General features: G+C 65.8%; 21 protein-coding genes. 18 read left to right on the forward strand and 3 right to left on the reverse strand.

Annotated features, from left to right (window positions below; all coding sequences use genetic code 11):
• Positions 1 to 37: 37 nt before the first annotated feature.
• A complete protein-coding gene (locus B4F51_RS15075; RefSeq protein ID WP_011000026.1) occupies positions 38 to 1,081 on the reverse strand; it encodes a rod shape-determining protein in 1,044 nt (347 codons plus the stop codon).
• A gap of 487 nt (positions 1,082 to 1,568) precedes the next feature.
• On the opposite strand from B4F51_RS15075, the gene gatC reads away from it, so the two are divergent.
• From gatC to hslU, 18 genes are all read left to right on the forward strand, one after another.
• Positions 1,569 to 1,868: an Asp-tRNA(Asn)/Glu-tRNA(Gln) amidotransferase subunit GatC gene (gene gatC, locus B4F51_RS15080; protein ID WP_296226774.1), complete on the forward strand. Its 300-nt coding sequence runs from the start codon at positions 1,569 to 1,571 to the stop codon at positions 1,866 to 1,868.
• A gap of 76 nt (positions 1,869 to 1,944) precedes the next feature.
• Complete coding sequence (gene gatA, locus B4F51_RS15085) at positions 1,945 to 3,444, forward strand: Asp-tRNA(Asn)/Glu-tRNA(Gln) amidotransferase subunit GatA (protein WP_296226776.1); 1,500 nt, start codon at positions 1,945 to 1,947, stop codon at positions 3,442 to 3,444.
• Positions 3,445 to 3,492: 48 nt separating this feature from the next.
• Positions 3,493 to 3,990 carry a hypothetical protein gene (locus tag B4F51_RS15090; RefSeq protein ID WP_296226778.1) on the forward strand — a complete coding sequence of 166 codons (498 nt, stop codon included), beginning with the start codon at positions 3,493 to 3,495 and terminating at the stop codon, positions 3,988 to 3,990.
• Complete coding sequence (locus tag B4F51_RS15095; RefSeq protein ID WP_296226779.1) at positions 3,969 to 4,958, forward strand: dienelactone hydrolase family protein; 990 nt, start codon at positions 3,969 to 3,971, stop codon at positions 4,956 to 4,958. Before B4F51_RS15090 ends, B4F51_RS15095 begins: the two co-directional genes overlap by 22 nt.
• A gap of 71 nt (positions 4,959 to 5,029) precedes the next feature.
• Complete coding sequence (gatB, locus tag B4F51_RS15100) at positions 5,030 to 6,508, forward strand: Asp-tRNA(Asn)/Glu-tRNA(Gln) amidotransferase subunit GatB (RefSeq protein WP_296226781.1); 1,479 nt, start codon at positions 5,030 to 5,032, stop codon at positions 6,506 to 6,508.
• Between the two features lie 8 nt (positions 6,509 to 6,516).
• The gene (locus B4F51_RS15105; RefSeq protein WP_296226783.1) at positions 6,517 to 7,206 is read left to right on the forward strand and encodes a DUF484 family protein; all 690 of its coding nucleotides are present in this window, start codon (positions 6,517 to 6,519) and stop codon (positions 7,204 to 7,206) included.
• Between the two features lie 14 nt (positions 7,207 to 7,220).
• Positions 7,221 to 8,210: a tyrosine recombinase XerC gene (xerC, locus tag B4F51_RS15110; RefSeq protein WP_296226784.1), complete on the forward strand. Its 990-nt coding sequence runs from the start codon at positions 7,221 to 7,223 to the stop codon at positions 8,208 to 8,210.
• 41 nt (positions 8,211 to 8,251) lie between these two features.
• Positions 8,252 to 9,445 (forward strand): class I SAM-dependent rRNA methyltransferase, encoded by a 1,194-nt coding sequence (locus B4F51_RS15115; RefSeq protein WP_296226786.1) that lies wholly within the window; start codon positions 8,252 to 8,254, stop codon positions 9,443 to 9,445.
• A 112-nt stretch (positions 9,446 to 9,557) separates the two neighbouring features.
• A complete protein-coding gene (locus B4F51_RS15120; RefSeq protein ID WP_296226788.1) occupies positions 9,558 to 10,076 on the forward strand; it encodes a metal-dependent hydrolase in 519 nt (172 codons plus the stop codon).
• A 145-nt stretch (positions 10,077 to 10,221) separates the two neighbouring features.
• Positions 10,222 to 11,745, forward strand: a complete 1,524-nt coding sequence (locus tag B4F51_RS15125; protein WP_296226791.1) for an FAD-binding protein — start codon at positions 10,222 to 10,224, stop codon at positions 11,743 to 11,745.
• Positions 11,746 to 11,757: 12 nt separating this feature from the next.
• A complete protein-coding gene (locus tag B4F51_RS15130; RefSeq protein WP_296226793.1) occupies positions 11,758 to 12,996 on the forward strand; it encodes a lactonase family protein in 1,239 nt (412 codons plus the stop codon).
• A gap of 84 nt (positions 12,997 to 13,080) precedes the next feature.
• The gene (locus B4F51_RS15135; protein WP_296226794.1) at positions 13,081 to 13,608 is read left to right on the forward strand and encodes a Fur family transcriptional regulator; all 528 of its coding nucleotides are present in this window, start codon (positions 13,081 to 13,083) and stop codon (positions 13,606 to 13,608) included.
• Entirely contained in the window at positions 13,596 to 14,672 is a 1,077-nt protein-coding gene (locus B4F51_RS15140; RefSeq protein WP_296226795.1) for a CobW family GTP-binding protein, read from the forward strand. Before B4F51_RS15135 ends, B4F51_RS15140 begins: the two co-directional genes overlap by 13 nt.
• Before the next feature lie 423 nt (positions 14,673 to 15,095).
• Entirely contained in the window at positions 15,096 to 15,515 is a 420-nt protein-coding gene (gene dksA / locus B4F51_RS15145) for an RNA polymerase-binding protein DksA (protein ID WP_296227093.1), read from the forward strand.
• Positions 15,516 to 15,585: 70 nt separating this feature from the next.
• Positions 15,586 to 16,878 carry a zinc metallochaperone GTPase ZigA gene (zigA, locus tag B4F51_RS15150; RefSeq protein WP_296226796.1) on the forward strand — a complete coding sequence of 431 codons (1,293 nt, stop codon included), beginning with the start codon at positions 15,586 to 15,588 and terminating at the stop codon, positions 16,876 to 16,878.
• Positions 16,879 to 16,978: 100 nt separating this feature from the next.
• The gene (locus tag B4F51_RS15155; RefSeq protein ID WP_296226797.1) at positions 16,979 to 18,580 is read left to right on the forward strand and encodes an ABC transporter substrate-binding protein; all 1,602 of its coding nucleotides are present in this window, start codon (positions 16,979 to 16,981) and stop codon (positions 18,578 to 18,580) included.
• 154 nt (positions 18,581 to 18,734) lie between these two features.
• Positions 18,735 to 19,271 (forward strand): ATP-dependent protease subunit HslV, encoded by a 537-nt coding sequence (gene hslV, locus B4F51_RS15160; protein ID WP_296226798.1) that lies wholly within the window; start codon positions 18,735 to 18,737, stop codon positions 19,269 to 19,271.
• Positions 19,272 to 19,328: 57 nt separating this feature from the next.
• Positions 19,329 to 20,660 carry an ATP-dependent protease ATPase subunit HslU gene (hslU, locus tag B4F51_RS15165; protein ID WP_296226800.1) on the forward strand — a complete coding sequence of 444 codons (1,332 nt, stop codon included), beginning with the start codon at positions 19,329 to 19,331 and terminating at the stop codon, positions 20,658 to 20,660.
• An 84-nt stretch (positions 20,661 to 20,744) separates the two neighbouring features.
• On the opposite strand, the gene B4F51_RS15170 is transcribed toward hslU, so the two are convergent.
• Positions 20,745 to 21,323 (reverse strand): response regulator transcription factor, encoded by a 579-nt coding sequence (locus B4F51_RS15170; protein ID WP_296226801.1) that lies wholly within the window; start codon positions 21,321 to 21,323, stop codon positions 20,745 to 20,747.
• Positions 21,324 to 21,366: 43 nt separating this feature from the next.
• Complete coding sequence (locus tag B4F51_RS15175; RefSeq protein ID WP_296226803.1) at positions 21,367 to 22,713, reverse strand: ATP-binding protein; 1,347 nt, start codon at positions 22,711 to 22,713, stop codon at positions 21,367 to 21,369.
• Positions 22,714 to 22,761: the final 48 nt, after the last annotated feature.

Consider the following 22,761-nt stretch of genomic DNA (forward strand, 5'->3'; position numbering starts at 1 on the left):
TGCGAACGACGGCAGACGAGCGTGGCGCATGATCCCGTTATTCGTACGAGAAGATGCTGCCCAGCTTGTCCATGCGCTCCAGCGCCATGCCCGAGCCGCGCACTACGCAGGTCAGCGGATCTTCGGCCACCAGCACCGGCAGGCCGGTTTCCTCGGCCAGCAGGCGGTCCAGGTCGCGCAGCAGCGCGCCGCCGCCGGTGAGCATCATGCCGCGCTCGGCGATGTCGGCGCCCAGTTCCGGCGGGGTTTGTTCCAGCGCGATCTTCACCGACGACACGATCTGGTTCAGCGGGTCGGTCAGTGCTTCCAGGATTTCGTTGGACGACACCGTGAAGGCGCGCGGAATGCCTTCCGACAGGTTGCGGCCCTTCACTTCCATCTCGCGCACTTCCGAACCCGGGAAGGCCGAGCCGATTTCCTTCTTGATGGCTTCTGCGGTCTGCTCGCCGATCAGCATGCCGTAGTTGCGGCGGATGTAGTTGACGATGGCCTCGTCGAACTTGTCGCCGCCCACGCGGACGCTGCCCTTGTAGACCATGCCGCCCAGCGAGATGATGCCCACCTCGGTGGTGCCTCCGCCAATGTCCACCACCATCGAGCCCGATGGCTCCGACACCGGCAGGCCGGCGCCGATGGCCGCGGCCATCGGCTCTTCAATCAGGTACACCTGGCTGGCGCCGGCGCCCAGCGCCGATTCACGGATGGCGCGACGCTCGACCTGGGTCGAGCCGCACGGCACGCAGATGATGATGCGCGGGCTCGGACGCAGCAGCTTGCTGTCGTGCACCATCTTGATGAACTGCTTGAGCATCTGCTCGGTGACGGTGAAGTCGGCGATCACGCCGTCCTTCATCGGGCGGATCGCCTCGATATTGCCCGGCACCTTGCCGAGCATCTGCTTGGCTTCCTTGCCGACGGCCTGGATGGTTTTCTTGGCATTCGGGCCGCCTTCCTGGCGGATGGCCACCACCGACGGCTCGTCGAGGACGATGCCTTTGTCGCGGACGTAGATCAGGGTATTGGCGGTGCCGAGGTCGATCGCGAGATCGTTGGAGAAGTAGCTGCGCAAAAAGCCGAACATCGAATGAATCCTGTTTTCGGGTCATGGGCGGCTCAGCAGCGAGGTCTCGGTACAACGGCTGCACCGATGCGCGGACCAAAGCAGGGCATGCCATGCGGTCCGATCCTGCTACTGCGCTCCCGGGAATGTTGCGGGCTCCGTGGCGGCCGGCGGTGGCGTGCCGTGGCACGGGCCATCCTGCCGAGGGTGAGCCACCCGGAGAGGGTGGCCCCAAGGAACCTTTGATTAAGTGTCGGCAGAATTGCTGGCGCTGCTGCCGGGGCGGCCCGGGGGCACTTAATCAAAGGGTCCGTGACTGCACGAAGTCGCCTGCTGATTAGAAATTTAGTCGGCAATCATACCTTATAATTCGGGCATTTCGCGGGCGTTTGGCGCCAAATTTGCGGCCGATCGGCGCAACCTGAGCGCGCTCCACGCGCAGTTGCCGCCGCTTCCCGCAGTTTGCGCACGTTGCCCCGCTCGCTGCCGCACTCACTGATCCACTCCGATGGCACTCGAACTCTCCGACGTCAAACGCATCGCCCATCTCGCCCGTATCGAAGTCTCCGAAGGCGAGGCGGCGCAGACCCTCACGCAGCTCAACCAGTTCTTCACGCTGGTCGAGCAGATGCAAGCCGTGGACACCACCGGCATCGAGCCGATGGCCCACCCGATCGAGCAAGTGCAGGCCCAGGCGCAGCGCCTGCGTGACGACGCCGTGACCGAGTCCGACCGCCGCGCCGACTACCAGCAATGCGCCCCGGCCACTGAAGCCGGCCTCTACCTTGTGCCAAAAGTGATCGAGTAAACGGCGCCGCCGCACCCGACTTGAGCCTCCATTCGTTGTCGCCGGCCGCCGCCGGCAGCCCATCCGAACGTATTCGATGACCGCATCCACGATCAAAGCCCTGTCCGCCCAACTCGCCGCCAAGGAAGTTTCGGCGGTGGAACTGGCGCGCCATTACCTGTCGCGCATCGAGGCCGGGGCCAGCCTCAACGCCTTCACCCATGTCGATGTCGAGCAGACGCTCGCCCAGGCGCAGGCCGCCGACGCGCGCATTGCCGCCGGCAACGCCACGCCGCTCACCGGTGTGCCGATCGCGCACAAGGACGTGTTCGTCACGCGCGGCTGGCGTGCCACGGCCGGCTCCAAGATGCTCGGCAACTACGTCAGCCCGTTCGACGCCACTGTGGTCGAGCGCCTGGGTGCCGCCGGCATGGTGACGCTGGGCAAGACGAACATGGACGAGTTCGCCATGGGTTCGTCCAACGAAAACTCGGCGTTCGGCCCGGTGCGCAACCCCTGGAACGTCGATCACGTGCCGGGCGGCTCGTCGGGTGGCTCGGCGGCGGCGGTGGCGGCTGATCTGGCCCCGGCTGCGACCGGCACCGACACAGGCGGCTCGATCCGCCAGCCGGCGTCGTTCTCGGGCATTACGGGCATCAAGCCGACGTACGGGCGCGTGTCGCGCTACGGCATGATCGCCTTCGCCTCGTCGCTGGACCAGGGCGGCCCGATGGCGCGCACCGCCGAGGATTGCGCGCTGCTGCTCTCGGCCATGGCCGGTTTTGACCCGCGCGACTCCACCAGCCTGGAACCGGGTCGCGGCGGCGACGTGGAGGACTTCGGCCGCCTGCTCGGCCAGCCGCTGCAAGGCGCCGCTGGCGGTGCCGATTCGGCCCGCCCGCTGGCCGGCCTGCGCATCGGCTTGCCCAAGGAGTACTTTGGCGAGGGCCTGGCCGATGATGTGCGCACCACCGTGCGCGCCGCGCTGACCGAGCTGGAAAAGCTGGGCGCCGCGCTGGTCGACATCAGCCTGCCCAAGACGGAACTGTCGATCCCGACGTATTACGTGATTGCCCCGGCCGAGGCGTCGTCCAACCTGTCGCGCTTCGACGGCGTGCGCTACGGCCACCGCGCGGCCGAATACCGCGATCTGGCCGACATGTATCGCAAATCCCGCGCCGAAGGCTTCGGTTGGGAAGTCAAGCGCCGCATCCTGGTCGGCACCTACGTGCTGTCGCACGGCTATTACGACGCCTACTACCTGCAAGCGCAGAAAATCCGCCGCATCATCGCGCAGGATTTTCAGAACGCTTTTGGCCAGTGCGACGTGATCATGGGCCCCGTGGCGCCGACAGTTGCATGGAAATTGGGCGAGAAGACCGACGATCCGGTGCAGATGTACCTGGCCGACATCTTCACGCTGTCGACCAGCCTGGCCGGCCTGCCGGGTATGAGCGTGCCGGCCGGTTTTGGCGCAAACGGTCTCCCGGTTGGCTTGCAGATCATCGGCAACTATTTTGAAGAGGCACGCATGCTGCAGATCGCGCATGCGTTCCAGCAGGCGACCGACTGGCACAATCGCCAGCCGGCGGCCTGAAGGCATCCCCAGGCGTCAAGAGCGATCGCTGCACGGCAGGAGGCACGCATGAATTCCCGCATCCGCAACGCACTCGGGCTGGCGCTTGCCGCCGGTCTGCTGGCGGCCTGCGTGCCGATTCCGCTGCCGTCCCTGCCGGGCCTGCCTGGCATCAGCCGCCCATCTGGGACCAAGGCCCCACCGATTGCCGAGCGCACCATCAACATCAACGGCAATTGCAGCCAGACCGAGGAAGACGGCTTTCGCGAGCAGGCGACCCTGACTGTGGCCGACAACAATGTCAGTGCCTTGCAATGGCAGTTGTGGGTCGGCCGGCGTGGCTCGTGCCAGTTTGACCTGTCGACCTTCCGGCAGACCAGGCGCAGCCCGAGCATCGAGTTGCGCGAGCGCTACGGCAATTGCGAGCTGATGGTCTGGCAGGACCCGCGGCGCGTGACGCTGGCGCACGCCAACTGCGAAGCGCACTGCACGCCCGGTATCTATGAAGAGGCCTGGCCGGTGATGTTCGATCCACGTACGGGCCAGTGCGCCCGGAACGCGCGTTGATGCGCCGGGTTAAGCACATGCGGCTCCGCGTTCTGGCCGCCGTGGCCGGCTCCGTGCTGGCGCTGCACGCGTTCGCCCAGCCGATGCCCGACGCTGAAGGTGCCCAGCCGGACATGCCGGCCGCACAGGCGCCGTCTTCCGCGGCGCTGGGCGTGCAGACGGTGGAAATCCCGCGCGCCGGTGTGAAGGACGCCGAAGACGCGCCGCAAACGCTGACTGCCTACTGGGTCGCGCCCACGGCCAAGGCACCGGCTGCGGGGCTGCCGGTGGTGATCGCGCTGCACGGTTGCGGCGGCCTGTACACGCAAGCCGGCGCTGATGCGAAAGCACTCGGCACGCGTTATCGCGGGTATGCGCAGTGGCTGGGCGCGCGCGGTTATGCGGTGGTGCTGCCCGACAGCTTCGGCCCGCGCGGCAAGCCGCACGGCATCTGCACCGAGCCGTCTGCCGGGCGCAGCATCAACGGGGCGGTGCGCCGCGCCGACATCCTGGCGACAATCCGCTGGGTGGCCGCGCGGCCTGGCGTGGACGCGCATCGCATCGTGCTGCTGGGATGGTCCAATGGCGCGCAGGCGGTGCTGGAGACGGTCGATGCCAGCCGCAACTGGCCTGCCGACACGCCGGCCGTGGAGCGTGCGGTGGCGTTTTATCCCGGCTGCGCCGCCGCGCTGCAGCGTGCGACGTACCGACTGAACGCGCCGCTGCTGCTATTGGCGGGGGGCAACGATGACTGGACGCCCGCCGACCGCTGCCAGGCGCTGCAGACCGCCGTGCTGGCCAGACAGCCGCAGGCGCGCTTCGAGCTGGAGATGTTCGGCGGCGCGTACCACGGTTTTGACGGCACGGCGCCGGCCAAGTCGCGCCGGGATGTTCCCCGTCACGGCGCCGTCACGGTCGGCGGCGATCCGGCGGCACGCGAAGCGGCCTTTACGCGCCTTGCGGCCTGGCTCGACGCGCCGCGCCCCTGATCGCACAGCAGCACACGAATACCTCGGTACTTACACATTCACACCACAACAATCGACAGGACACACGCAACATGCAATGGGAAGTGGTGATCGGCCTCGAGACGCACACACAGCTCTCCACGGCTTCGAAGATTTTCTCCGGCGCCTCCACAGCCTTCGGTGCCGCCCCCAACACGCAGGCCGCGCCGGTTGATCTGGCGCTGCCGGGCGTGTTGCCGGTGCTCAACAAGGGCGCGGTCGAACGCGCCATCGTGTTTGGCCTGGCCATCGGCGCCAAGATCGCGCCGAAGAGCATCTTCGCGCGCAAGAATTACTTCTACCCCGATCTGCCCAAGGGCTACCAGATCAGCCAGTACGAGATCCCGGTGGTGCAGGGCGGCACGCTGACGATTCAGGTGGAAGGCCAGAAAGGTCAGCCCGGTTATGAAAAGACCGTGCAACTGACGCGCGCCCACCTGGAAGAAGACGCCGGCAAATCACTGCATGAAGACTTTGCCGGCATGACGGGCATCGACCTGAACCGCGCCGGCACGCCGCTCCTGGAAATCGTGACCGAGCCTGACATGCGCAGCGCCGCTGAAGCCGTGGCCTACGCCAAGGCGTTGCACGCGCTGGTGGTGTGGCTGGGTATCTGCGACGGCAACATGCAGGAAGGCAGCTTCCGCTGCGACGCAAACGTGTCGGTGCGCCGGGGGCCGGACGCGCCGTTCGGCACGCGCTGCGAGATCAAGAACCTGAACTCGTTCCGCTTCCTGGAAGAGGCCATCAACTACGAAGTGCGCCGGCAGATCGAGTTGATCGAAGACGGTGGCACCGTAGTGCAGGAAACCCGCCTCTACGATCCGGATCGCAAGGAAACGCGCTCGATGCGCAGCAAGGAAGACGCGCAGGATTACCGCTACTTTCCAGACCCCGACCTGCTGCCGCTCGTCATCGGCGAGGACTGGATCGAGCGCGTGCGCGCCACGCTGCCCGAGCTGCCAGCCGCCATGGCCGCGCGCTTTGAGTCGGCTTACGGCCTGCCGAAGTACGACGCGAGCATCCTGACCGCCACCAAGGCGACCGCCGCGTACTTCGAAGCCGTGGTGGCCGCTTTGGGGGGCGATACGGGCGCCGCCAACGCCAAGGCCGCAGCCAACTGGATCATGGGCGAAGTCGCCTCGAACCTGAACCGCGCCGATCTGGACATCGACGCCGCGCCGGTCAAGCCCGCGCAACTGGCCAAGCTGCTCGCGCGCATTGCCGACGGCACGATCTCCAACAACACCGCCAAGAAGGACGTCTTCCCCGCCATGTGGGCCGGCGAACACGGTGGCGATGCCGACGCGATCATCGCAGAGAAGGGCCTCAAGCAGATGTCCGACTCCGGCGAGCTGGAGAAGATCATCGATGACGTGCTGGCGGCCAATGCCAAGTCGGTCGAGGAATTCCGCGCGGGCAAGGACAAGGCGTTCAACGCGCTGGTCGGCCAGGCCATGAAGGCCACGCGCGGCAAGGCGAACCCTGCACAAGTCAACGAACTGCTGAAGAAGAAACTGGGCGCAGCCTGATGAGCACCATGAACCCCCAAGACGTCGCCAACTATTTGCAAGCGCACCCGGCCTTCTTTGAAGAGCACGCCGAGCTGCTGGCCGCCATTCAACTGACGAGCCCGCACAGCCACCGCGCGGTGTCGCTGCAGGAGCGTCAGATGGAAATCCTGCGCGACAAGCACAAGCACCTCGAACTCAAGCTGTCGGACCTGATGCGCCACGGCAACGAGAACGACCGCACGCAGCAGCGCGTGCACGCCTGGACGACCCGCCTGCTGGCCGAGGCCGATACGCACGCGCTGCCCTACGTCGTGCAGAACGGCCTGCGCGAGATCTTTGACGTGCCGGCCGTGGCGCTGCGCGTGTGGCAGGTGGGCGAGGAGTTCGCGCACCTGGAAGTCGCACAGGGCGTGAGCGAAGACGTGCGCGTGTTCGCCGCCGGGCTGCGCGCGCCGTACTGCGGCGCCAATGAGGGCTTTGAGGCAGCGGGCTGGCTCGATACGTCGGACGCCGGCAGCGAGCCGATCCAGTCGGTCGCCATCGTCACGCTGCGCGTGCCCGTGCGCGGCGATGCGGACCCGGCCACCGCCCCCGCTTTCGGCCTGCTGGTGCTGGGTTCGCAGGATGCCCGCCGTTTTCACGATGGCATGGGCACGACCTATCTCGCGCAGATCGGCGAACTGGCCGCCGCCGCGCTCAACCGTTTGCGCGACTGAAGCGTAGCGCCCACATGCCGCAATCTGCCTCCAACGATGACCGCGACGCCCCGGCGCCGCCGCATCCGCAGATTGCGGCCTACCTCGATGCACTGAAGTTTGAACGGCAGCTCTCGCCGCACACGCTGGAGAGCTACGCCCATGAGCTGGCCGTGCTGCAACGCCTGGGCGCGCAGCACGCAGCTGGCACCGATCTCACACAACTGCAGTCCCACCACATCCGCCGCATGATGGCGCAACTGCACGGCAACGGCCTGTCGGGCCGCAGCATTGCGCGGGCGTTGTCGGCGTGGCGCGGCTGGTACAGGTGGTTGGCACTGCGTGAGGCGGCAGTCACCGCCAACCCAGTCGACGGCGTGCGCGCGCCCAAGAGCCCGAAGCGGCTGCCGAAGGCGCTGTCTGTCGAGCAGGCCGTGGCGCTCATGGAGCAACTGCCCGGCGACGATGCCGAAACTATCCGCGACCGCGCCGTCAACGAGTTGTTCTATTCGTGCGGGCTGCGCTTGTCAGAGCTGGTCAGCCTGGATTTGCGCCACGTGAAGGCCGGCGAGTATGAATCCGCAAGCTGGCTCGATCTGGAGGCGCGCGAGGTGATGGTGCTCGGCAAGGGCAGCAAGCGCCGCACCGTGCCGGTCGGCAGCAAGGCCGCCGACGCGTTGACGGCGTGGCTGACGGTGCGGCCGCAACTGGCCAAACCCGATCCCGCGCCGGAAGACGCGCATGCGTTGTTCCTGTCGCCGCGCGGCAAGCGGCTCGCGCAGCGGCAGATCCAGTTGCGCATGAAGCGCAATGCCATTGCGGCGGGCGTGCCGGCCGATGTGCATCCGCACGTGCTGCGGCATTCGTTCGCGACGCACATGCTGCAGTCGTCCGGAGACTTGCGCGCGGTGCAGGAGCTGCTCGGGCACGCCAGCATCGCCAGCACGCAGGTTTATACTTCGCTCGATTTTCAGCACCTGGCCAAGATCTACGATCAGGCTCACCCCCGCGCTAAGAAGAAGTAGCGCCGCTTCGCCCGGTCGGCGAGGCTCATCAATCCAGTCGTATGCAAACCCTGATTCTCAAGTCCGGCAAGGAGCGCTCGCTGCTGCGCCGGCACCCGTGGATTTTCGCCAACGCCATCGATCGCATGGAAGGCCGCCCCGCGTCGGGTGCCACCGTGATCGTGCGCGCGCACAATGGGCAGTTCCTGGCGCGTGCGGCGTTCAGCCCCGTCTCGCAGATTCGCGCCCGCGTGTGGAGTTTCGATGAGGCCGAGCCCGTCGACCACGCCTTCTTCAAGCGCCGCATTGCGGCCGCCGTGGCCTATCGTCGCGCGTGGGTGCACGACACCGATGCTGTGCGCCTCGTCATGGGCGAAGCCGACGGCCTGCCCGGCCTGATCGTCGACCAGTACGGCACCGGCGACGCTGGGCAACTTGTCTGCCAGTTCTGCGCCGCTGGCGTGGAGCACTGGAAAGAGGCGATCGTCGCCGCGCTCATCAAGGAGACCGGCTGCCCGAACGTCTACGAGCGCTCCGACGTGAGCGTGCGCGAGCGTGAGGGCCTGGAGCAGGTGACCGGCGTGCTGGCCGGCGCTGAGCCGCCCGTCGATCTGTCCGCCACCGAGCACGGTGTGCGTTATTACGTGGACGTGCGCGAAGGCCACAAGACCGGCTTTTACGTGGACCAGCGCGACAACCGCGCACTTGTCGGCGCGCTGGCGAAGGACCGCGACGTGCTCAACTGCTTCTGCTACACGGGCGGGTTCTCGCTGGCGGCGCTCAAGGGCGGCGCGCATTCGGTGGTGTCGATCGACTCGTCGGGCGAAGCATTGGCGGTGGCCGAGCGCAACGTCGCGCTCAATGGCTTCGATGCCGCGCGCGCGGAGTGGCTGGACGCGGATGTCTTCAAGTCGCTGCGCAACTTCCGCGCCGAGGGCCGTCAGTTCGACCTGATCGTGCTGGATCCGCCCAAGTTTGCGGCCTCCGCCCAGCAGGTGGACCGCGCGGCGCGGGCGTACAAGGAGATCAACCTGGTCGGCATGCAGCTGCTGCGGCCGGGCGGCCTGCTGTTCACGTATTCGTGCTCGGGCGCGATCGATGCGGATCTGTTCCAGAAGATCGTGGCCGGCGCTGCGGCCGATGCCAAGGTGACGGCGCGCATTCAGCGTCGGCTGGCGGCGGGTGTGGATCACCCGTTGCTGACGAGCTTCCCGGAGGGCGAGTACCTCAAGGGTTTGCTGTTGCAGGTCGGCTGAGCAACGGCGCCGGGTCAGCGGCGCCCTGTCACGCTTTGTCGCAAATTTTGGCTTGTTCTGACAGGGCCGGATTGCGAAGATGCCGCCCCCTTCGTTTTTTTGCGTGACATTGATGGCATCCCATGCTGCCCATCATGCGACGGGCTGGGCGGCGGGTTTGATCGCTGCGGCCATCGTTGCACAAACCCCCGCCTTCGCCTCTGGCCACCTTGCGAGCATCCTGGCTTTTTGTGCGGCCATTGCCGGCGGCACGGCGCCTGACTGGATGGAAGTCGCGTGGTGGAGCCGAGCGCGGCGGCTTTGGATCACGCACCGCACCGCCACGCACTGGGGCATCGGCTGGGTCGTGGTGCTCGTTCTCTCTTATCAAGCGCTGAGCCACGGTCATCCGTGGGCGCCGCCGCTGTTCGGCTTTGCCTGCGGCGGGCTGATGCACTTGCTGGCCGATTGGCCGAACCCGCTGGGCGTGCCCTGGATTTGGCAGCGCCATTCACTGAACTGGTGGAAGAGCGGGCGATGCGACCTGATTGTGGTGCTCCTGGCATGGGCGGCGGCGTGTTGGGTGGTGAGGCCGGCGTGGATGGGGGCGACAGCACGGGTTGTTGCGTGGGTTGCCCACCAGGCGCGGTGAGGCTGCCATCGTTTTCGGTCAAGTCTGATGGCATTGGGGGCGACGAGCGACTACGTTGAAGACTTTGGCCGCGCATGGCAACACAGCCCGGCCGTTCACGCTGTTTGCGCAACGCATGCGCAAATACCTTCACCGGGAGTCGTCAATGACACTGGATGTAACCCGCCAGGACCCTCGCTACAACACGCTCAAACATGGCTTCAACCTGCGCTGGCCTGCCACCGACGCTCAGGCCGCCGGCCGCATCGCCCTGGTGGAAAAAGCCGACGATGTGGCGCCTTCCATCCAGCGCATCGTCAATGCGGGCCAGCGCCCCACCGTGCGCAGCGGTGGACATTGCTACGAAGATTTCGTCTCCAACAACCCCGACGGCACGATCGTCGATTTGAGCCTGCTCGCTACACCTGAGGTGCGCGCCGATGGCTCGGTGCGCATTCCGGCCGGCACGCAAAACTGGAACGGCTACCTCGAGCTGTACAAGCGCCGCAACGCGACGCTGCCCGGCGGCTCCTGCTATTCCGTGGGCGCGGGCGGCCATATCTGCGGCGGCGGGTATGGGCTGCTGTCGCGGCTGCAAGGGCTGACGGTGGATTGGCTCTCGGCGGTGGACATCGTCACCGTGGACAAGGACGGCAAGGCGGCCGCCCGCACCGTCGATGCCGCGCGTGACCCCGATCTCTTCCGCGCATGCCGCGGCGCGGGCGGCGGCAACTTCGGCGTCATCACCGGCTATACGTTCGCCAAGCTGCCCGAGGCGCCGCGCGAGGTGGCGCTCGCCACCGTGGCCTTCGACTGGGCCACCATGACGCAAGAACGATTTGCCGAACTGCTGCGCATCTACGGCGAATACTGGGAGACGCGCGGCAAGGACGCGGATACCTGGGGTATGTTCTCGCTGCTCAAGCTCACGCACAAATCGGCCGGGCAGATCGTGCTGCTCACGCAGTTCTGCAACCCGGATGGCACGTGTCGCGATCTCTCGGTCCTCAACGATTTCCTAGATCGCTTCCGGGCCTGCGCGCCCGCAGCGGTCAAGGGGCGTCCGCCCGGCTACGGCCCCGCGCACAAGCAGGGCATGGGCCAGTTGCTCTGCTCCAAGCCGCACACCATCGTGCAATACGACTGGCTAACGGCCACCCAATACCTCAACGGCTCGGGTGCCAACCAGCGCGGCAAGTACAAATCCGCCTATATGAAGCGCGGTTTCTCCGCGCACGAGGCGCAGCGCATCTACACGCATCTCACGCGCACCATGCCGGGCGTGGACCTGAGCCAATCGCTACTGCAGGTCGATTCGTACGGCGGCGCCATCAACAAGACTGAGCGCATTGCCGACACCGCCGTGCCGCAGCGCGCGTCCATCATGAAGTTGCAGTACCAGACTTACTGGACCGCCGCCGATGACGCCGGCCATCTGCGCTGGATCGACGATTTCTATCGCGATGTCTACGGCGCTCCCGACGTGCCCGCACCGCACAGCGGGACGCCGTACCCCGGCGACCGGTATGAGGGCTGCTACATCAACTATCCCGACGTTGACATGCTTGCCTATCCGTTCTGGCCGCAGCTTTACTACGGCAGCGGCGACCTGTACGCGTTTCTGCAGGATGTGAAGCGCCGGTATGATCCGAACAACATCTTCCACCACGCCATGTCCGTGCGTGTTTGATGGAGCCCTCCCATGACCAATCGTCTTCGTCGAACTTTCATGCAGTGGACTGGTAGCTTGCCTTTGCTGGGCGCTCTTCCCAGAACCGTCATGGCCCAGGCGGGTGAGCAACCCGCCGCGTCGGGTGCGCAGCCTGCGGGCACCGCGCGCCCTCCCCGCTTCGCCTATGTCGGCACCTACACGTTCAACGCACCGGGCGGCACTGCCGGTGGCCCGGCCGCACGCGGCATCTACGTGATGGCGCCGCGCGGCGATGCGTGGACGCAGGTGCAGGTGGTCGAGAGTGCCAATCCGTCGTTCCTGGCCGTGCACCCGAATCAGCGGTTCCTGTATGCCATCAACGAGCTTGAGGTGTACGAGGGCCGCCCCAACGGCAGCGCCGAGGCCTATGCGATCGACCCGCACGACGGCAAGCTGACGCTGCTTAACCGCCAGCCGCTGTCTTTGTCGGGCACGAACCCCGCGCATGTGGTCGTGTCCCCGGACGGGAAGTACCTGTGCGTGTCGATCTACAGCGGCGGCGCCTACAACCTCCTGCCGATTGGCGAGGACGGCAAGCTGGGCGCCGTATCGGGCATCTTCAAGGACACCGGCTCCGGCCCCCGCCCTGAACAGGAAGCGCCGCACGCGCACATGACGCTGTTCGACACCACCGGCGGCCACGTGATCGGCACCGACCTGGGCACCGACCGTATCAACGTGTTTGCCATCGAGGGCGGCAAGCTGGCCCCGCGGGATCGCGCGCAGTTCAAGCCCGGCAGCGGCCCGCGCCACCTGGCGCTGCATCCGCAAGGCAAGCTGCTCTACGTCATCAATGAACTCGAGGGCTCGGTCGCCTGCCACGGTTACGATCCGGCCACCGGCCATGTGTCGGAGGAGCGCCAGCGCATCTCCACCACCCCTGCTGACTACACCGGCCAGAAGAGCGGCGCCGCGCTGATGATGCATCCGTCCGGGCGCTTCCTGTATGCGACCAACCGGCGGCTGAAGTCTGACCACCCGCTGGCCGACAGCGTGGCCGCGTTCAGCATTGATGGCAGCGGCAACCTCGCGCCCATCCAATACTGGAGCGAGGGCCTGCGCTTCCCGCGCGCGCTCACCATGGCGGCAGACGGCAGCCACCTCTATGCGCTCAGCCAGAAGGGCGACACGATTCTGCGGCTGCGCATCGACCCGCAGACCGGCAAGCTGGATCAACCCAAGGTGGTGGCCAAGGTGCCGACGCCGGTGTGTCTGGTGTTTGCCGCATGAGCGCGGCGAAATGACCCCGCGCGCCGCAAGGCCGCTAGTTGCAACTCAATTGCGGTAGGGCCGTCGCCGTGGGACAATCCGCGCATGAACGCCCCGGTCCCACGCGACGCCTCCGCCACTTCCCAAGCCGACTCGCCTGAAGCGGCCGCCCGCGCCCGCCTGCGCGGCCTGGGCAGCCGCGTGACCGAGCCCCGTGTGCGCGTGCTGGCTGTTCTGATGGAGGGCGCCGACCCGTTGTCGCACCAGGCCGTCTGCGATGCGCTGCCCGCCGATGCCGGCATCGACCGCGTCACGGTCTATCGTGTGCTCGACTGGCTCGTGGCGGGCGGCATCGTCCACAAGACGGCAGGGGCGGATCGTGTTTTCCGCTTCAGCCTCGCCGAACACGATGCCGCGCGCGAAGCGGCGCACCGCTCACACAGCCACTTTCACTGCACGCAATGCGGGCGCGACTTCTGCCTGGAAGCCGCCGAGCCGCCGGCCATGCCGAAGGCCGCCCTGCCCGCCGGCTTCGCAGCCGACCATGCTGAACTCACCATCAAGGGCGCCTGCGCGGATTGCGCGCATCTGGCGGCCCACCACAAGACAGGAAACGCACCATGTCCAAAATGATCCCGGTCACCATCCTGACGGGCTTTCTCGGCAGCGGAAAAACCACGCTGCTCAAGCGCATCCTGACCGAACAGCACGGCATGAAGATCGCCGTGATCGAAAACGAGTTCGGCGAAGAGAACATCGACAACGACATCCTTGTGCAGGACGGCAACGAGCAGATCGTGCAGATGAGCAACGGCTGCATCTGCTGCACCATCCGCGGCGATCTGGTGAAGGGGTTGTCCGACCTGCTCACGCGCCGCGACAACGGCCAGATCCAGTTCGACCGCGTGGTCATCGAGACCACCGGCGTGGCCAATCCGGGCCCGGTCGCGCAGACCTTCTTCATGGACGACGAGATCGCCAGCCGCTACCTGCTGGACGCCGTCATCACGCTGGTCGACGCCAAGCACGGCAACGTGCAGCTCGACAAGCAGGAAGAGGCGCAACGCCAGGTGGGCTTTGCCGATGCCATCTTCATCACCAAGAGCGACCTGGTGTCGGCCGATGATGTGGAAGCATTGCGCCACCGCCTGCTGCACATGAACCCGCGCGCCCCGATCCGCACCGCCAACTTTGGCGACACGCCGATCGACACCATCTTTGACCTGCGCGGCTTCAACCTGAACGCCAAGCTGGAGATCGACCCGGATTTCCTGCGCGAAGACGATCATGATCACGACCACGATCATGACCACGCGTGCTCGGCCGATTGTGACCACGACCATAATCACGATCACCACCATGGCCACGGCCATCACCACCATCACGGCCACGCGCACCACACGGACCACATCGCCTCGTTCGTCTTCCGCAGCGAACGGCCGTTCAATTACTCCAAGCTGGAGGAGTTTCTCTCCGGCGTGCTAAACATCTACGGCGAGAAGCTGCTGCGCTACAAGGGCGTGCTCTACATGGAAGGCGTCGACCGCAAGGTGGTATTCCAGGGCGTGCACCAGCTCATGGGCAGCGACGTGGGTGGCAAGTGGGACGGAGAGACCCCTTCCAACCGCATGGTCTTCATTGGTGTGGACCTGCCACGCGAAACCATTCTGAAAGGATTGGAGAACTGCCTGGCCTGAGCCGGGCGCTCCCCGCCTCCCCTACACCCCTCGCTCTGGTGGCCCGGGTCGACCGATCCGGGGCATATTTCCTGTCCGTGTTTCTCCGATAGTTCGGTTAAGATCGTTCAGCTACAATAGGTCGATTTAGAAGCACGTCGTCCGAAGCACGTCCGATAGGAGGAGCAGGCGATGGTGACCAAGACCAGGGACGGACGCGGTGCCAACGGTGGCGCCAAGCGGTCCGAAACGGAGTCGGCTGCAGCCCAGGCTGCGCCAGCCACCCGAAAAAAAGCGGCAGGGGGCGCCGCTGCGGGACCGGCAACAGGAGGCGCGCGGGGCGGCAAGTCCGCCACCAGCCAGAACGAGTCCGACGCATCCCCGCGCAAGGACGACGCGACAGCCGAGACGGCGCGCGATTTACCAGGATCATCTGCAGCAACCATGAGCAGCAAGAAACTACTCACCGAAGCCGAAATCCTGAAGATGGGCGACAAGGATTACATGAACGAGGCCCAGCTCGCCTTCTTCAAGGACAGGCTTGTAAAAATGCGCGACGACATTCTCAAGAATGCCGACCAGACCACAGAACACCTGCGCGAGACCGTGATCGTGCCGGACCCGGCCGACCGTGCCACGATCGAGGAAGAGCACGCGCTGGAGTTGCGCACGCGTGACCGCGAGCGCAAGCTGCTCAAGAAGGTCGAGCAGTCGATCGCCCGCATCGATGCCGGCGACTACGGCTACTGCGATGAAACCGGCGAGCCGATCGGCGTGCCTCGCCTGCTGGCCCGCCCGACCGCCACCCTGACGCTGGAGGCGCAGGAGCGCCGCGAAAAGCGCCAGAAGCTGCTTGGTGACTGACGCGCGCGTCGCATCTGCGTGAATTTGCAGCCCGGTGACCAGCCGGGCTGTTTGCTTTGTAGGCTCTGCCATGAATCGTCCGCTTCCCGTCACCGTGCTGTCCGGCTTCCTGGGCGCCGGCAAGACCACGCTGCTCAACCACGTGCTCGCCAACCGCGAGGGCAAGCGCGTGGCCGTGATCGTCAACGACCTGTCGGACGTCAACATCGACGCGCAGCTCGTGGGCGACGGCACGGCCACGAGCGCCCAGCTCTCGCGCACCGACGAGCGCATGGTGGAGCTGTCCAACGGTTGCATCTGCTGCACGCTGCGCGAAGACCTGCTCGACGAGATCGCCCGCCTCGCGCGCGAAGGCCGCTTCGACTACCTGCTGATCGAATCGACCGGCGTGGCCGAGCCGCTGCCGATCGCCGAGACGTTCACATTTGAAGACGCGCACGGTGATGTGCTGTCCGACCTCGCGCGTTTGGACACCATGGTCACGGTGGTCGACGCCAAGCATTTCCTGGCCGACTACGACGCCGCCGATTTCCTGTCCGACCGTGGTCAGGCCCGCGATGAAGACGACGATCGCACCGTGGTCGACCTGCTGATCGAGCAGGTCGAGTTTTGCGATGTGATCGTGCTCAACAAGAGCGACCTCGTGAGCGATGCCGAGCGCGAGCGCCTGGCCGGCATCCTGCATTCGCTGAACCCCCGCGCGCGCATCGTCCCCGCGTCGTTCGGCAAGGTGCCCTTGGACGAAATCCTCAATACGCATCGCTTCGATTTCGATGCCGCGTCCGCTGCGCCAGCGTGGCTGGCCGAACTGCGCGGCGAGCACGTGCCCGAGACGGAAGCGCTGGGCATCCGCAGCTTCGTCTATCGCCGCCGCGTGCCGTTCCACCCGCAGCGCCTGTGGGACTTGATGCACACCGAATGGCTGCGCGAGCACGGCCGCGTGCTGCGCTCGAAGGGCTATTTCTGGCTGGCCTCGCGCATGGATATTGCTGGCAGTTGGGGGCAGGCTGGTGGCGTGATGCGTCATGGCGGTGCCGGCGCCTGGTGGGCTGCCGTCGACGAGGCCGAATGGCCCGACGAGGAAGAGGCCCGCGCTGACATTGCCGACAAGATGCACGACAACGGTGCGCCCGCGCCATGGGGCGACCGTCGTCAGGAACTTGTTTTCATCGGCACGGACCTGGATGAGGCCGCGCTTGTCGCGCAGCTTGACGCTTGTCTGCTGACCAAGGCCGAACTGGCCGCCGGCGCCGAGGCTTGGGCCGGGCTGCCCGACCCGTTCCCCGAGTGGGGTTTCGACGATGGTCATGGCGAAGACGTCGATCATGAGCACGACGACGACTGCGACTGCGGTCACCACTGAATCCAGACATCCCCTGCTTCATCGACGTTGACACCGGCGCCGCCCGGTCCTGACAATCCCCAAACGTTTTGTCTTCATAACGAACTTTTGGGGAGTCGTCATGCCGGTCCTGCGTCTGCTGCGCGCTGCGAGTGTGGTCGCCGCGCTGTCTCTCACGGCTGCTGCACCTTTTGCCGTGCATGCTCAATCGTCGTCCACTCGGCCGGCCACGCTGGTGGTCGGTCTCTCGGGCGACATCACCTCGCTCGATCCGCATTTCCACAACGTCACGCCCAACGATAACGTCGCCGAGCACATGTTCGACACGCTGATCGCCAAGGACGAGAAGATGCGCATGAAGCCCGGCCTCGCCACGTCGTGGAAGGCCGTGAGCGACACGGTGTGGGAGATCAAGCTGCGCCCGGGCGTGCACTTCCATGACGGCAGCGAATTCACTTCGGCCGACGTCGTCTACTCGCTGGCGCGTCCAGCCACCATCAAGAACAGCCCATCGCCGTTCACGATCTACACGCGCGGCTTCAAGGACGTGACGGCGGTCGACAAGCTGACCGTACGCATCACCACCAACGGCCCGTACCCGCTGGTGCCGAACGACCTGTCGACCATCTATATCGTGTCGAAAAAGGCGGCCGAGAAAGCCGGCCCGGACGACTTCAACAACGGCCGCGCGCTGGTCGGTACGGGGCCGTACAAGTTTGTCTCGTTCGCCAAGGGCGACCGCCTGGAACTGACCCGATTTGACGGCTACTGGGGCAAGAAGCCGCAGTGGGAACGCGTGACGCTGCGTATCCTGACGGCCGATGCACCGCGCGTGGCGGCGCTCCTGGCCGGCGACGTGCAGGTCATCGAGAACGTGCCGACCTCCGATATCAAGAAGCTGTCCACCGACCCGGCGGTGTCGCTCTTCAAGATGCCGGTGTTCCGCATGATGTACCTGCATCTGGATTCGAACCGCGACGTGTCGCCGTTCGTGACCGACAAAGCCGGCAAACCGCTGGCGAAGAATCCACTCAAGGATGCGCGCGTGCGCCAAGCGATCTCGCTGGCGATCTCGCGTCAGGCCATCGTTGATCGCGTGATGGAGGGGGCAGCTGAACCGACCGGCCAACTCGTCAATAGTGCGCTGTTCGGCCACGTGCCGAGCCTCAAGGCGCCGGTGGCGGACCCGGCCGCAGCCAAGAAGCTGCTGGCCGAGGCGGGTTACCCAGACGGCTTTGCGATCACGCTGCACGCCACCAACAACCGCTACGTGAACGATGATCGCGTCGCGCAGGTGATCGCCTCCATGCTCGCGCGCGTGGGCATTGCGACCAAAGTCGAGGCAATGCCGTCGGCAACGTTCTTCACGCGCGCGAACAAGCTGGAGTTCTCGTTCCTGCAGGCTGGATGGGGCGCGGATACCGGTGAGGCCAGCTCCAGCCTGAAGGCGCTACTGGCCACCTACGACCCGGCGCGCGGCTGGGGCGCGTCCAATCGCGGGCGCTATTCCAACCCGGCGTTGGACGCCAAGCTGGCCGAGGCGCTGCAGACCATCGACGATGCCAAGCGCGAGAAGCTGCTGCAGGAGGCCACCGAGATTGGCATGCGCGACGCCGGCGTGATCCCGCTGTACTTCAACATCAACGTGTGGGCGGCGCGCAAGGGGTATACGGTGGTGCCGCGTCTGGACGAGCGCACGTACGCCTTTGACGTCATGCACTAAAACAGGGGGATCGCGGAAAGCGATTTTCGGCGCACAAAAATTGTGCGCCGCTGCAGAAATCGGGCTTGAAATCCTTGGGGGTTGGCGTCAACTATGAACTTCTTTAGCCGGCCATGTCGGGTCGGCAGCTAGCTGCACCCCAAGGAACAAGCGCATGGAACAGTATCACGGCACCACCATCATCAGCGTGCGGCGCGGCAATCAGGTCGCACTTGGCGGCGACGGTCAGGTCACGCTGGGAAACATCGTGATGAAGGGCACCGCCCGCAAGGTGCGCTCCGTCTATGACGGCAAGGTGCTGGTCGGCTTTGCCGGCGCCACCGCCGATGCTTTCTCACTGCTCGACCGCTTCGAAGCCAAGCTGCAGAAGCACCAGGGCAACCTGCTGCGCTCCGCCGTCGATCTCGCCAAGGACTGGCGCACCGACCGCGCACTGCGCCACCTGGAGGCGATGCTGATCGTCGCCGACCGCGAAGCCACGCTCATCATCACCGGCAACGGCGATGTGCTGGACCCCGAAGGCGGCATCGCCGCGATCGGTTCGGGCGGCGCGTATGCGCAATCGGCCGCCAAGGCGCTGATGGAGAACACCGATCTCAACCCGCGCGACGTGGTGGAAAAATCGCTAAAGATCGCCGGCGAACTCTGCATCTACACCAACACCAATTTCGTGATCGAGACGCTGGAATAAGCGGCCCGTCCTTCGACACCCGCGCGCACGCAGCGCACGCATCGACACAGGATTCCCATGTCTGAAACCATGACGCCGTCGGAGATCGTCTCCGAACTCGACAAGCACATCATCGGCCAGCAGAAGGCCAAGAAGGCCGTGGCCGTGGCGCTGCGCAACCGCTGGCGCCGCCAGCAGGTGGGCGAGCCGCTGCGCCAGGAGATCACGCCCAAGAACATCCTCATGATCGGGCCGACCGGCGTGGGCAAGACCGAGATCGCCCGTCGCCTGGCCAAGCTGGCCGATGCGCCGTTCATCAAGATCGAGGCGACCAAGTTCACCGAAGTCGGCTACGTCGGCCGCGATGTGGACACCATCGTGCGCGACCTGGCCGAGATGGCCGTCAAGCAGACGCGCGAATCCGAGATGAAGAAGGTGCGCGCCAAGGCCGAAGACGCCGCCGAAGACCGCTTGCTAGACGTGCTGATTCCGCCGCCGCGCGACATTGGCTTCGCGCAGCCCGAAGAGAAGGATTCGAACGCACGCCAGGTCTTCCGCAAGAAGCTGCGCGAAGGCCAGCTCGACGACAAGGAGATCGAGCTGGAGGTGTCGGCCGGCACGCCGAGCATGGACATCATGGGCCCCCCCGGCATGGAAGAGATGACCGAGCAGATCCGCTCGATGTTCGCGGGCCTGGGCCAGGGCAAGAAACACCATCGCAAGATGAAGGTGCGCGAGGCGTTCAAGCTGCTGGTGGATGAAGAGGCCGCCAAGCTCGTCAACGAAGAAGAGCTCAAGCACAAGGCGATTGCCAACGTCGAGCAGAACGGCATCGTGTTCCTGGACGAGATCGACAAGATCGCCAGCCGCAGCGAATACGGCGGCGGCGAGGTGTCGCGCCAGGGCGTGCAGCGCGATCTGCTGCCGTTGGTGGAAGGCACCACGGTCAGCACCAAGTACGGGATGATCAAGACCGACCACATCCTGTTTATTGCCTCGGGCGCGTTCCACCTGTCCAAGCCGAGTGATCTGATTCCGGAACTGCAGGGCCGCTTCCCGATCCGCGTGGAATTGGATTCGCTGTCGGTGGATGACTTCCGCGCCATCCTCACACAGACGGACGCGAGCCTGACCAAGCAGTACCAGGCTCTGATGAAGACCGAGGGTGTCGACCTCGTGTTTGCGGAAGACGGCATCCGCCGCCTGGCCGAGATCGCCTGCGCGGTCAACGAGAAGGTCGAGAACATCGGCGCGCGCCGCCTGTACACGGTGATGGAGCGCCTGCTTGAGGATCTGTCGTTCCACGCGCACAAGTCCTCGGGTGAGACGGTGACCGTCGATGCCGCGTATGTCGATGAACGTCTGAACGAGCTGTCAGGCAACGAGGACCTGTCGCGCTACGTTCTCTGATCGCAGCGAACGCCGCAAAGCAAACGGGCCGCATCTGTGACGATGCGGCCCGTTTTGCTTTGCGGCGCTGACGCCTTGTTTGCCTTATTTGGCGACCGGCCGCTTGCCCAGCTTGCGCTGCAGCGTGCGGCGGTGCATGTTCAGCGCCCGTGCGGTGGCCGAGATGTTGCCGTCGTGTTCGGCCAGCACGCGCTGGATGTGCTCCCACTCCAGCCGCGCGACCGACAGCGGTGTGGGGTTCTCCATGGTCTGTTCCGCCACCGCTTCGGACACGCCCACCTGCAGCGCCAGCAGGATCGAATCGACATTGGCCGGCTTGGCCAGGTATTCATCTGCGCCCAGCTTCACGGCCTGCACGGCGGTGGCGATGCTGGCGTAGCCGGTCAGGATCAGCATGCGCGCGTCCGGCAGCGCCTGGCGCAGCGGGGCGATCCAGTGCAGGCCTGAATCGGTGCCGCCGTGGGGCATCAGGCCCCTGTCGCTGGCGGCCAGGTGCAGGTCGACCGTTACGTAGGCAAAGCGTGTCTGGCGCGCGAGGGACAGCGCCTCGCCGCCGGTATGGGCAATCTGCGGAGCGAAGCCGCGGCGGGTGAGGGCGCGCGCCAGGGTCTGCGCAAAGACGTCGTCGTCGTCGAGGATCAGGAAGGGGGCGGGTTGTTGCATTCAGGTTCTCCGGGGCCGCATACCGTGTTCGGCGGCGGTCACGTTATGTGAATAGGGTAGGCGCACCGATGATGGGCGCAGCCGATTCTTCCTTCGGACCGCCCACAGGCAGGCGGAGTTCGGCAATCGCACCCTGCGGCGGGTTCGGGCGCAGCACCACGCTGCCGCCCAGCCGTCGCGCGGTGGTCGACGCCAGGTACACGCCGATGCCGTGGCCGCCGTGCCGGCTCGGCACCGGGGTGCGGCCGAGCGACGTGCGCAGGTCTTCCGGCAGGCCGAGACCCGTGTCGACGATGGAAAGCACGATCTGAGGCGGTGCATCGCGCAGGACATCGGGCATGGCATCGATCTTGGCAATCAGCAGCAGCGGTACCTGGTCACGCTTGGCCTGCTGCTGGCTGCGCGCGGCGTTGTCCAACAGGATGGTGAGGATCTGGCCGACGTTGATGGCGTCCAGCTCCACGGCCTGCGCCGCCGGCGAGGTCTCGGTATGCAGGCGGATGTCCGGATGCCGCAACTGCCACGTCCGCGTGAATTCCGGCAACCATTGGCCAAGCGGCTCGGGCGCACCGTCGCTGGGCTTGCGTTGCAGGCGGGCCAGCGCTGCGCGGCAGAGCTCAAGTTGCTGGTCGATGGCGCGCAGGTCTTCGCGGTATGGCGCGAGCGGCGAGTTGGGCTGCCGCGCGTCATGTTGCAGCTCGCCGGTGATGACGGCCACGGTGGAGAGCGGCGTGCCCATTTCATGCGCCACGCTGGCCCCCTGCGACATCAGTGCCTCGATGCGTTGCTCGCGCAGCAGCTTCTCGCGCGCCTCGGCCAGTTGGGCGTCGCGCTCGCGCAGCGCGGCGGACAGGCGTGCCGTGAACCCGGCGATCATCGCGCTGCTGGCCACGAAGTCGATCCACATGCCGGCCAAGTGGTACGCCACTCCATCGGCCTGGTTTGCCAGCTTGAGTGGGATGTAGTTGCCGAGCATCATGCTGTAGGCAGCCAGCGCGTACAGCGTCAGGCCCACCACATGCGCGATCGGCAGCATGGCTGCGGCAATCGCCAGCGCGGGCAGGTAGAACGAGACGAACGGGTTGGTCGCGCCGCCGGTGAAGTACAGCAGGGCAGACAGCGCGGAGAGGTCTACCAGTAACTGGACAGTGATCTCGATGTGCTGCACGGGCCGGTTGCGCCGCATGCGCCAGCCCGTGAGCACGTTGAACAGCGCATGCAGGCCCATCACGCTCAGCAGCGGCACCACCGGCAACTGCACGCCAAACACCATCGGCGCCAGCAGCATCAGGATCAACTGCGTGGCCAGCAGGCTCCATCGCAGCCAGAACAGGCGGCGTAGACTGGAGGCATCCAGCAGTGGCGCAGCAAGAGACAAGGTCGAAAGCATGGTGGAGAAGTGTAAACGTGCGCACTGCGCCGTTTCCTTCGGCACGAT

The organism is Ralstonia sp. UBA689 (assembly GCF_002298975.1).
Taxonomy (GTDB): Bacteria; Pseudomonadota; Gammaproteobacteria; order Burkholderiales; family Burkholderiaceae; genus Ralstonia.

Excerpts from the sequence above, each read along its gene's own strand:
- gatA (WP_296226776.1), top strand. The coding sequence starts at position 1,945 with ATGACCGCATCCACGATCAAAGCCCTGTCCGCCCAACTCGCCGCCAAG.
- B4F51_RS15120 (WP_296226788.1), top strand. The coding sequence starts at position 9,558 with ATGGCATCCCATGCTGCCCATCATGCGACGGGCTGGGCGGCGGGTTTG.
- gatC (WP_296226774.1), top strand. The coding sequence starts at position 1,569 with ATGGCACTCGAACTCTCCGACGTCAAACGCATCGCCCATCTCGCCCGT.
- B4F51_RS15105 (WP_296226783.1), top strand. The coding sequence starts at position 6,517 with ATGAACCCCCAAGACGTCGCCAACTATTTGCAAGCGCACCCGGCCTTC.
- hslV (WP_296226798.1), top strand. The coding sequence starts at position 18,735 with ATGGAACAGTATCACGGCACCACCATCATCAGCGTGCGGCGCGGCAAT.
- zigA (WP_296226796.1), top strand. The coding sequence starts at position 15,586 with ATGAATCGTCCGCTTCCCGTCACCGTGCTGTCCGGCTTCCTGGGCGCC.
- xerC (WP_296226784.1), top strand. The coding sequence starts at position 7,221 with ATGCCGCAATCTGCCTCCAACGATGACCGCGACGCCCCGGCGCCGCCG.
- B4F51_RS15090 (WP_296226778.1), top strand. The coding sequence starts at position 3,493 with ATGAATTCCCGCATCCGCAACGCACTCGGGCTGGCGCTTGCCGCCGGT.
- B4F51_RS15125 (WP_296226791.1), top strand. The coding sequence starts at position 10,222 with ATGACACTGGATGTAACCCGCCAGGACCCTCGCTACAACACGCTCAAA.
- hslU (WP_296226800.1), top strand. The coding sequence starts at position 19,329 with ATGTCTGAAACCATGACGCCGTCGGAGATCGTCTCCGAACTCGACAAG.
- B4F51_RS15175 (WP_296226803.1), bottom strand. The coding sequence starts at position 22,713 with ATGCTTTCGACCTTGTCTCTTGCTGCGCCACTGCTGGATGCCTCCAGT.
- B4F51_RS15155 (WP_296226797.1), top strand. The coding sequence starts at position 16,979 with ATGCCGGTCCTGCGTCTGCTGCGCGCTGCGAGTGTGGTCGCCGCGCTG.
- B4F51_RS15115 (WP_296226786.1), top strand. The coding sequence starts at position 8,252 with ATGCAAACCCTGATTCTCAAGTCCGGCAAGGAGCGCTCGCTGCTGCGC.
- B4F51_RS15170 (WP_296226801.1), bottom strand. The coding sequence starts at position 21,323 with ATGCAACAACCCGCCCCCTTCCTGATCCTCGACGACGACGACGTCTTT.
- B4F51_RS15130 (WP_296226793.1), top strand. The coding sequence starts at position 11,758 with ATGACCAATCGTCTTCGTCGAACTTTCATGCAGTGGACTGGTAGCTTG.
- dksA (WP_296227093.1), top strand. The coding sequence starts at position 15,096 with ATGAGCAGCAAGAAACTACTCACCGAAGCCGAAATCCTGAAGATGGGC.
- B4F51_RS15075 (WP_011000026.1), bottom strand. The coding sequence starts at position 1,081 with ATGTTCGGCTTTTTGCGCAGCTACTTCTCCAACGATCTCGCGATCGAC.
- gatB (WP_296226781.1), top strand. The coding sequence starts at position 5,030 with ATGCAATGGGAAGTGGTGATCGGCCTCGAGACGCACACACAGCTCTCC.
- B4F51_RS15135 (WP_296226794.1), top strand. The coding sequence starts at position 13,081 with ATGAACGCCCCGGTCCCACGCGACGCCTCCGCCACTTCCCAAGCCGAC.
- B4F51_RS15140 (WP_296226795.1), top strand. The coding sequence starts at position 13,596 with ATGTCCAAAATGATCCCGGTCACCATCCTGACGGGCTTTCTCGGCAGC.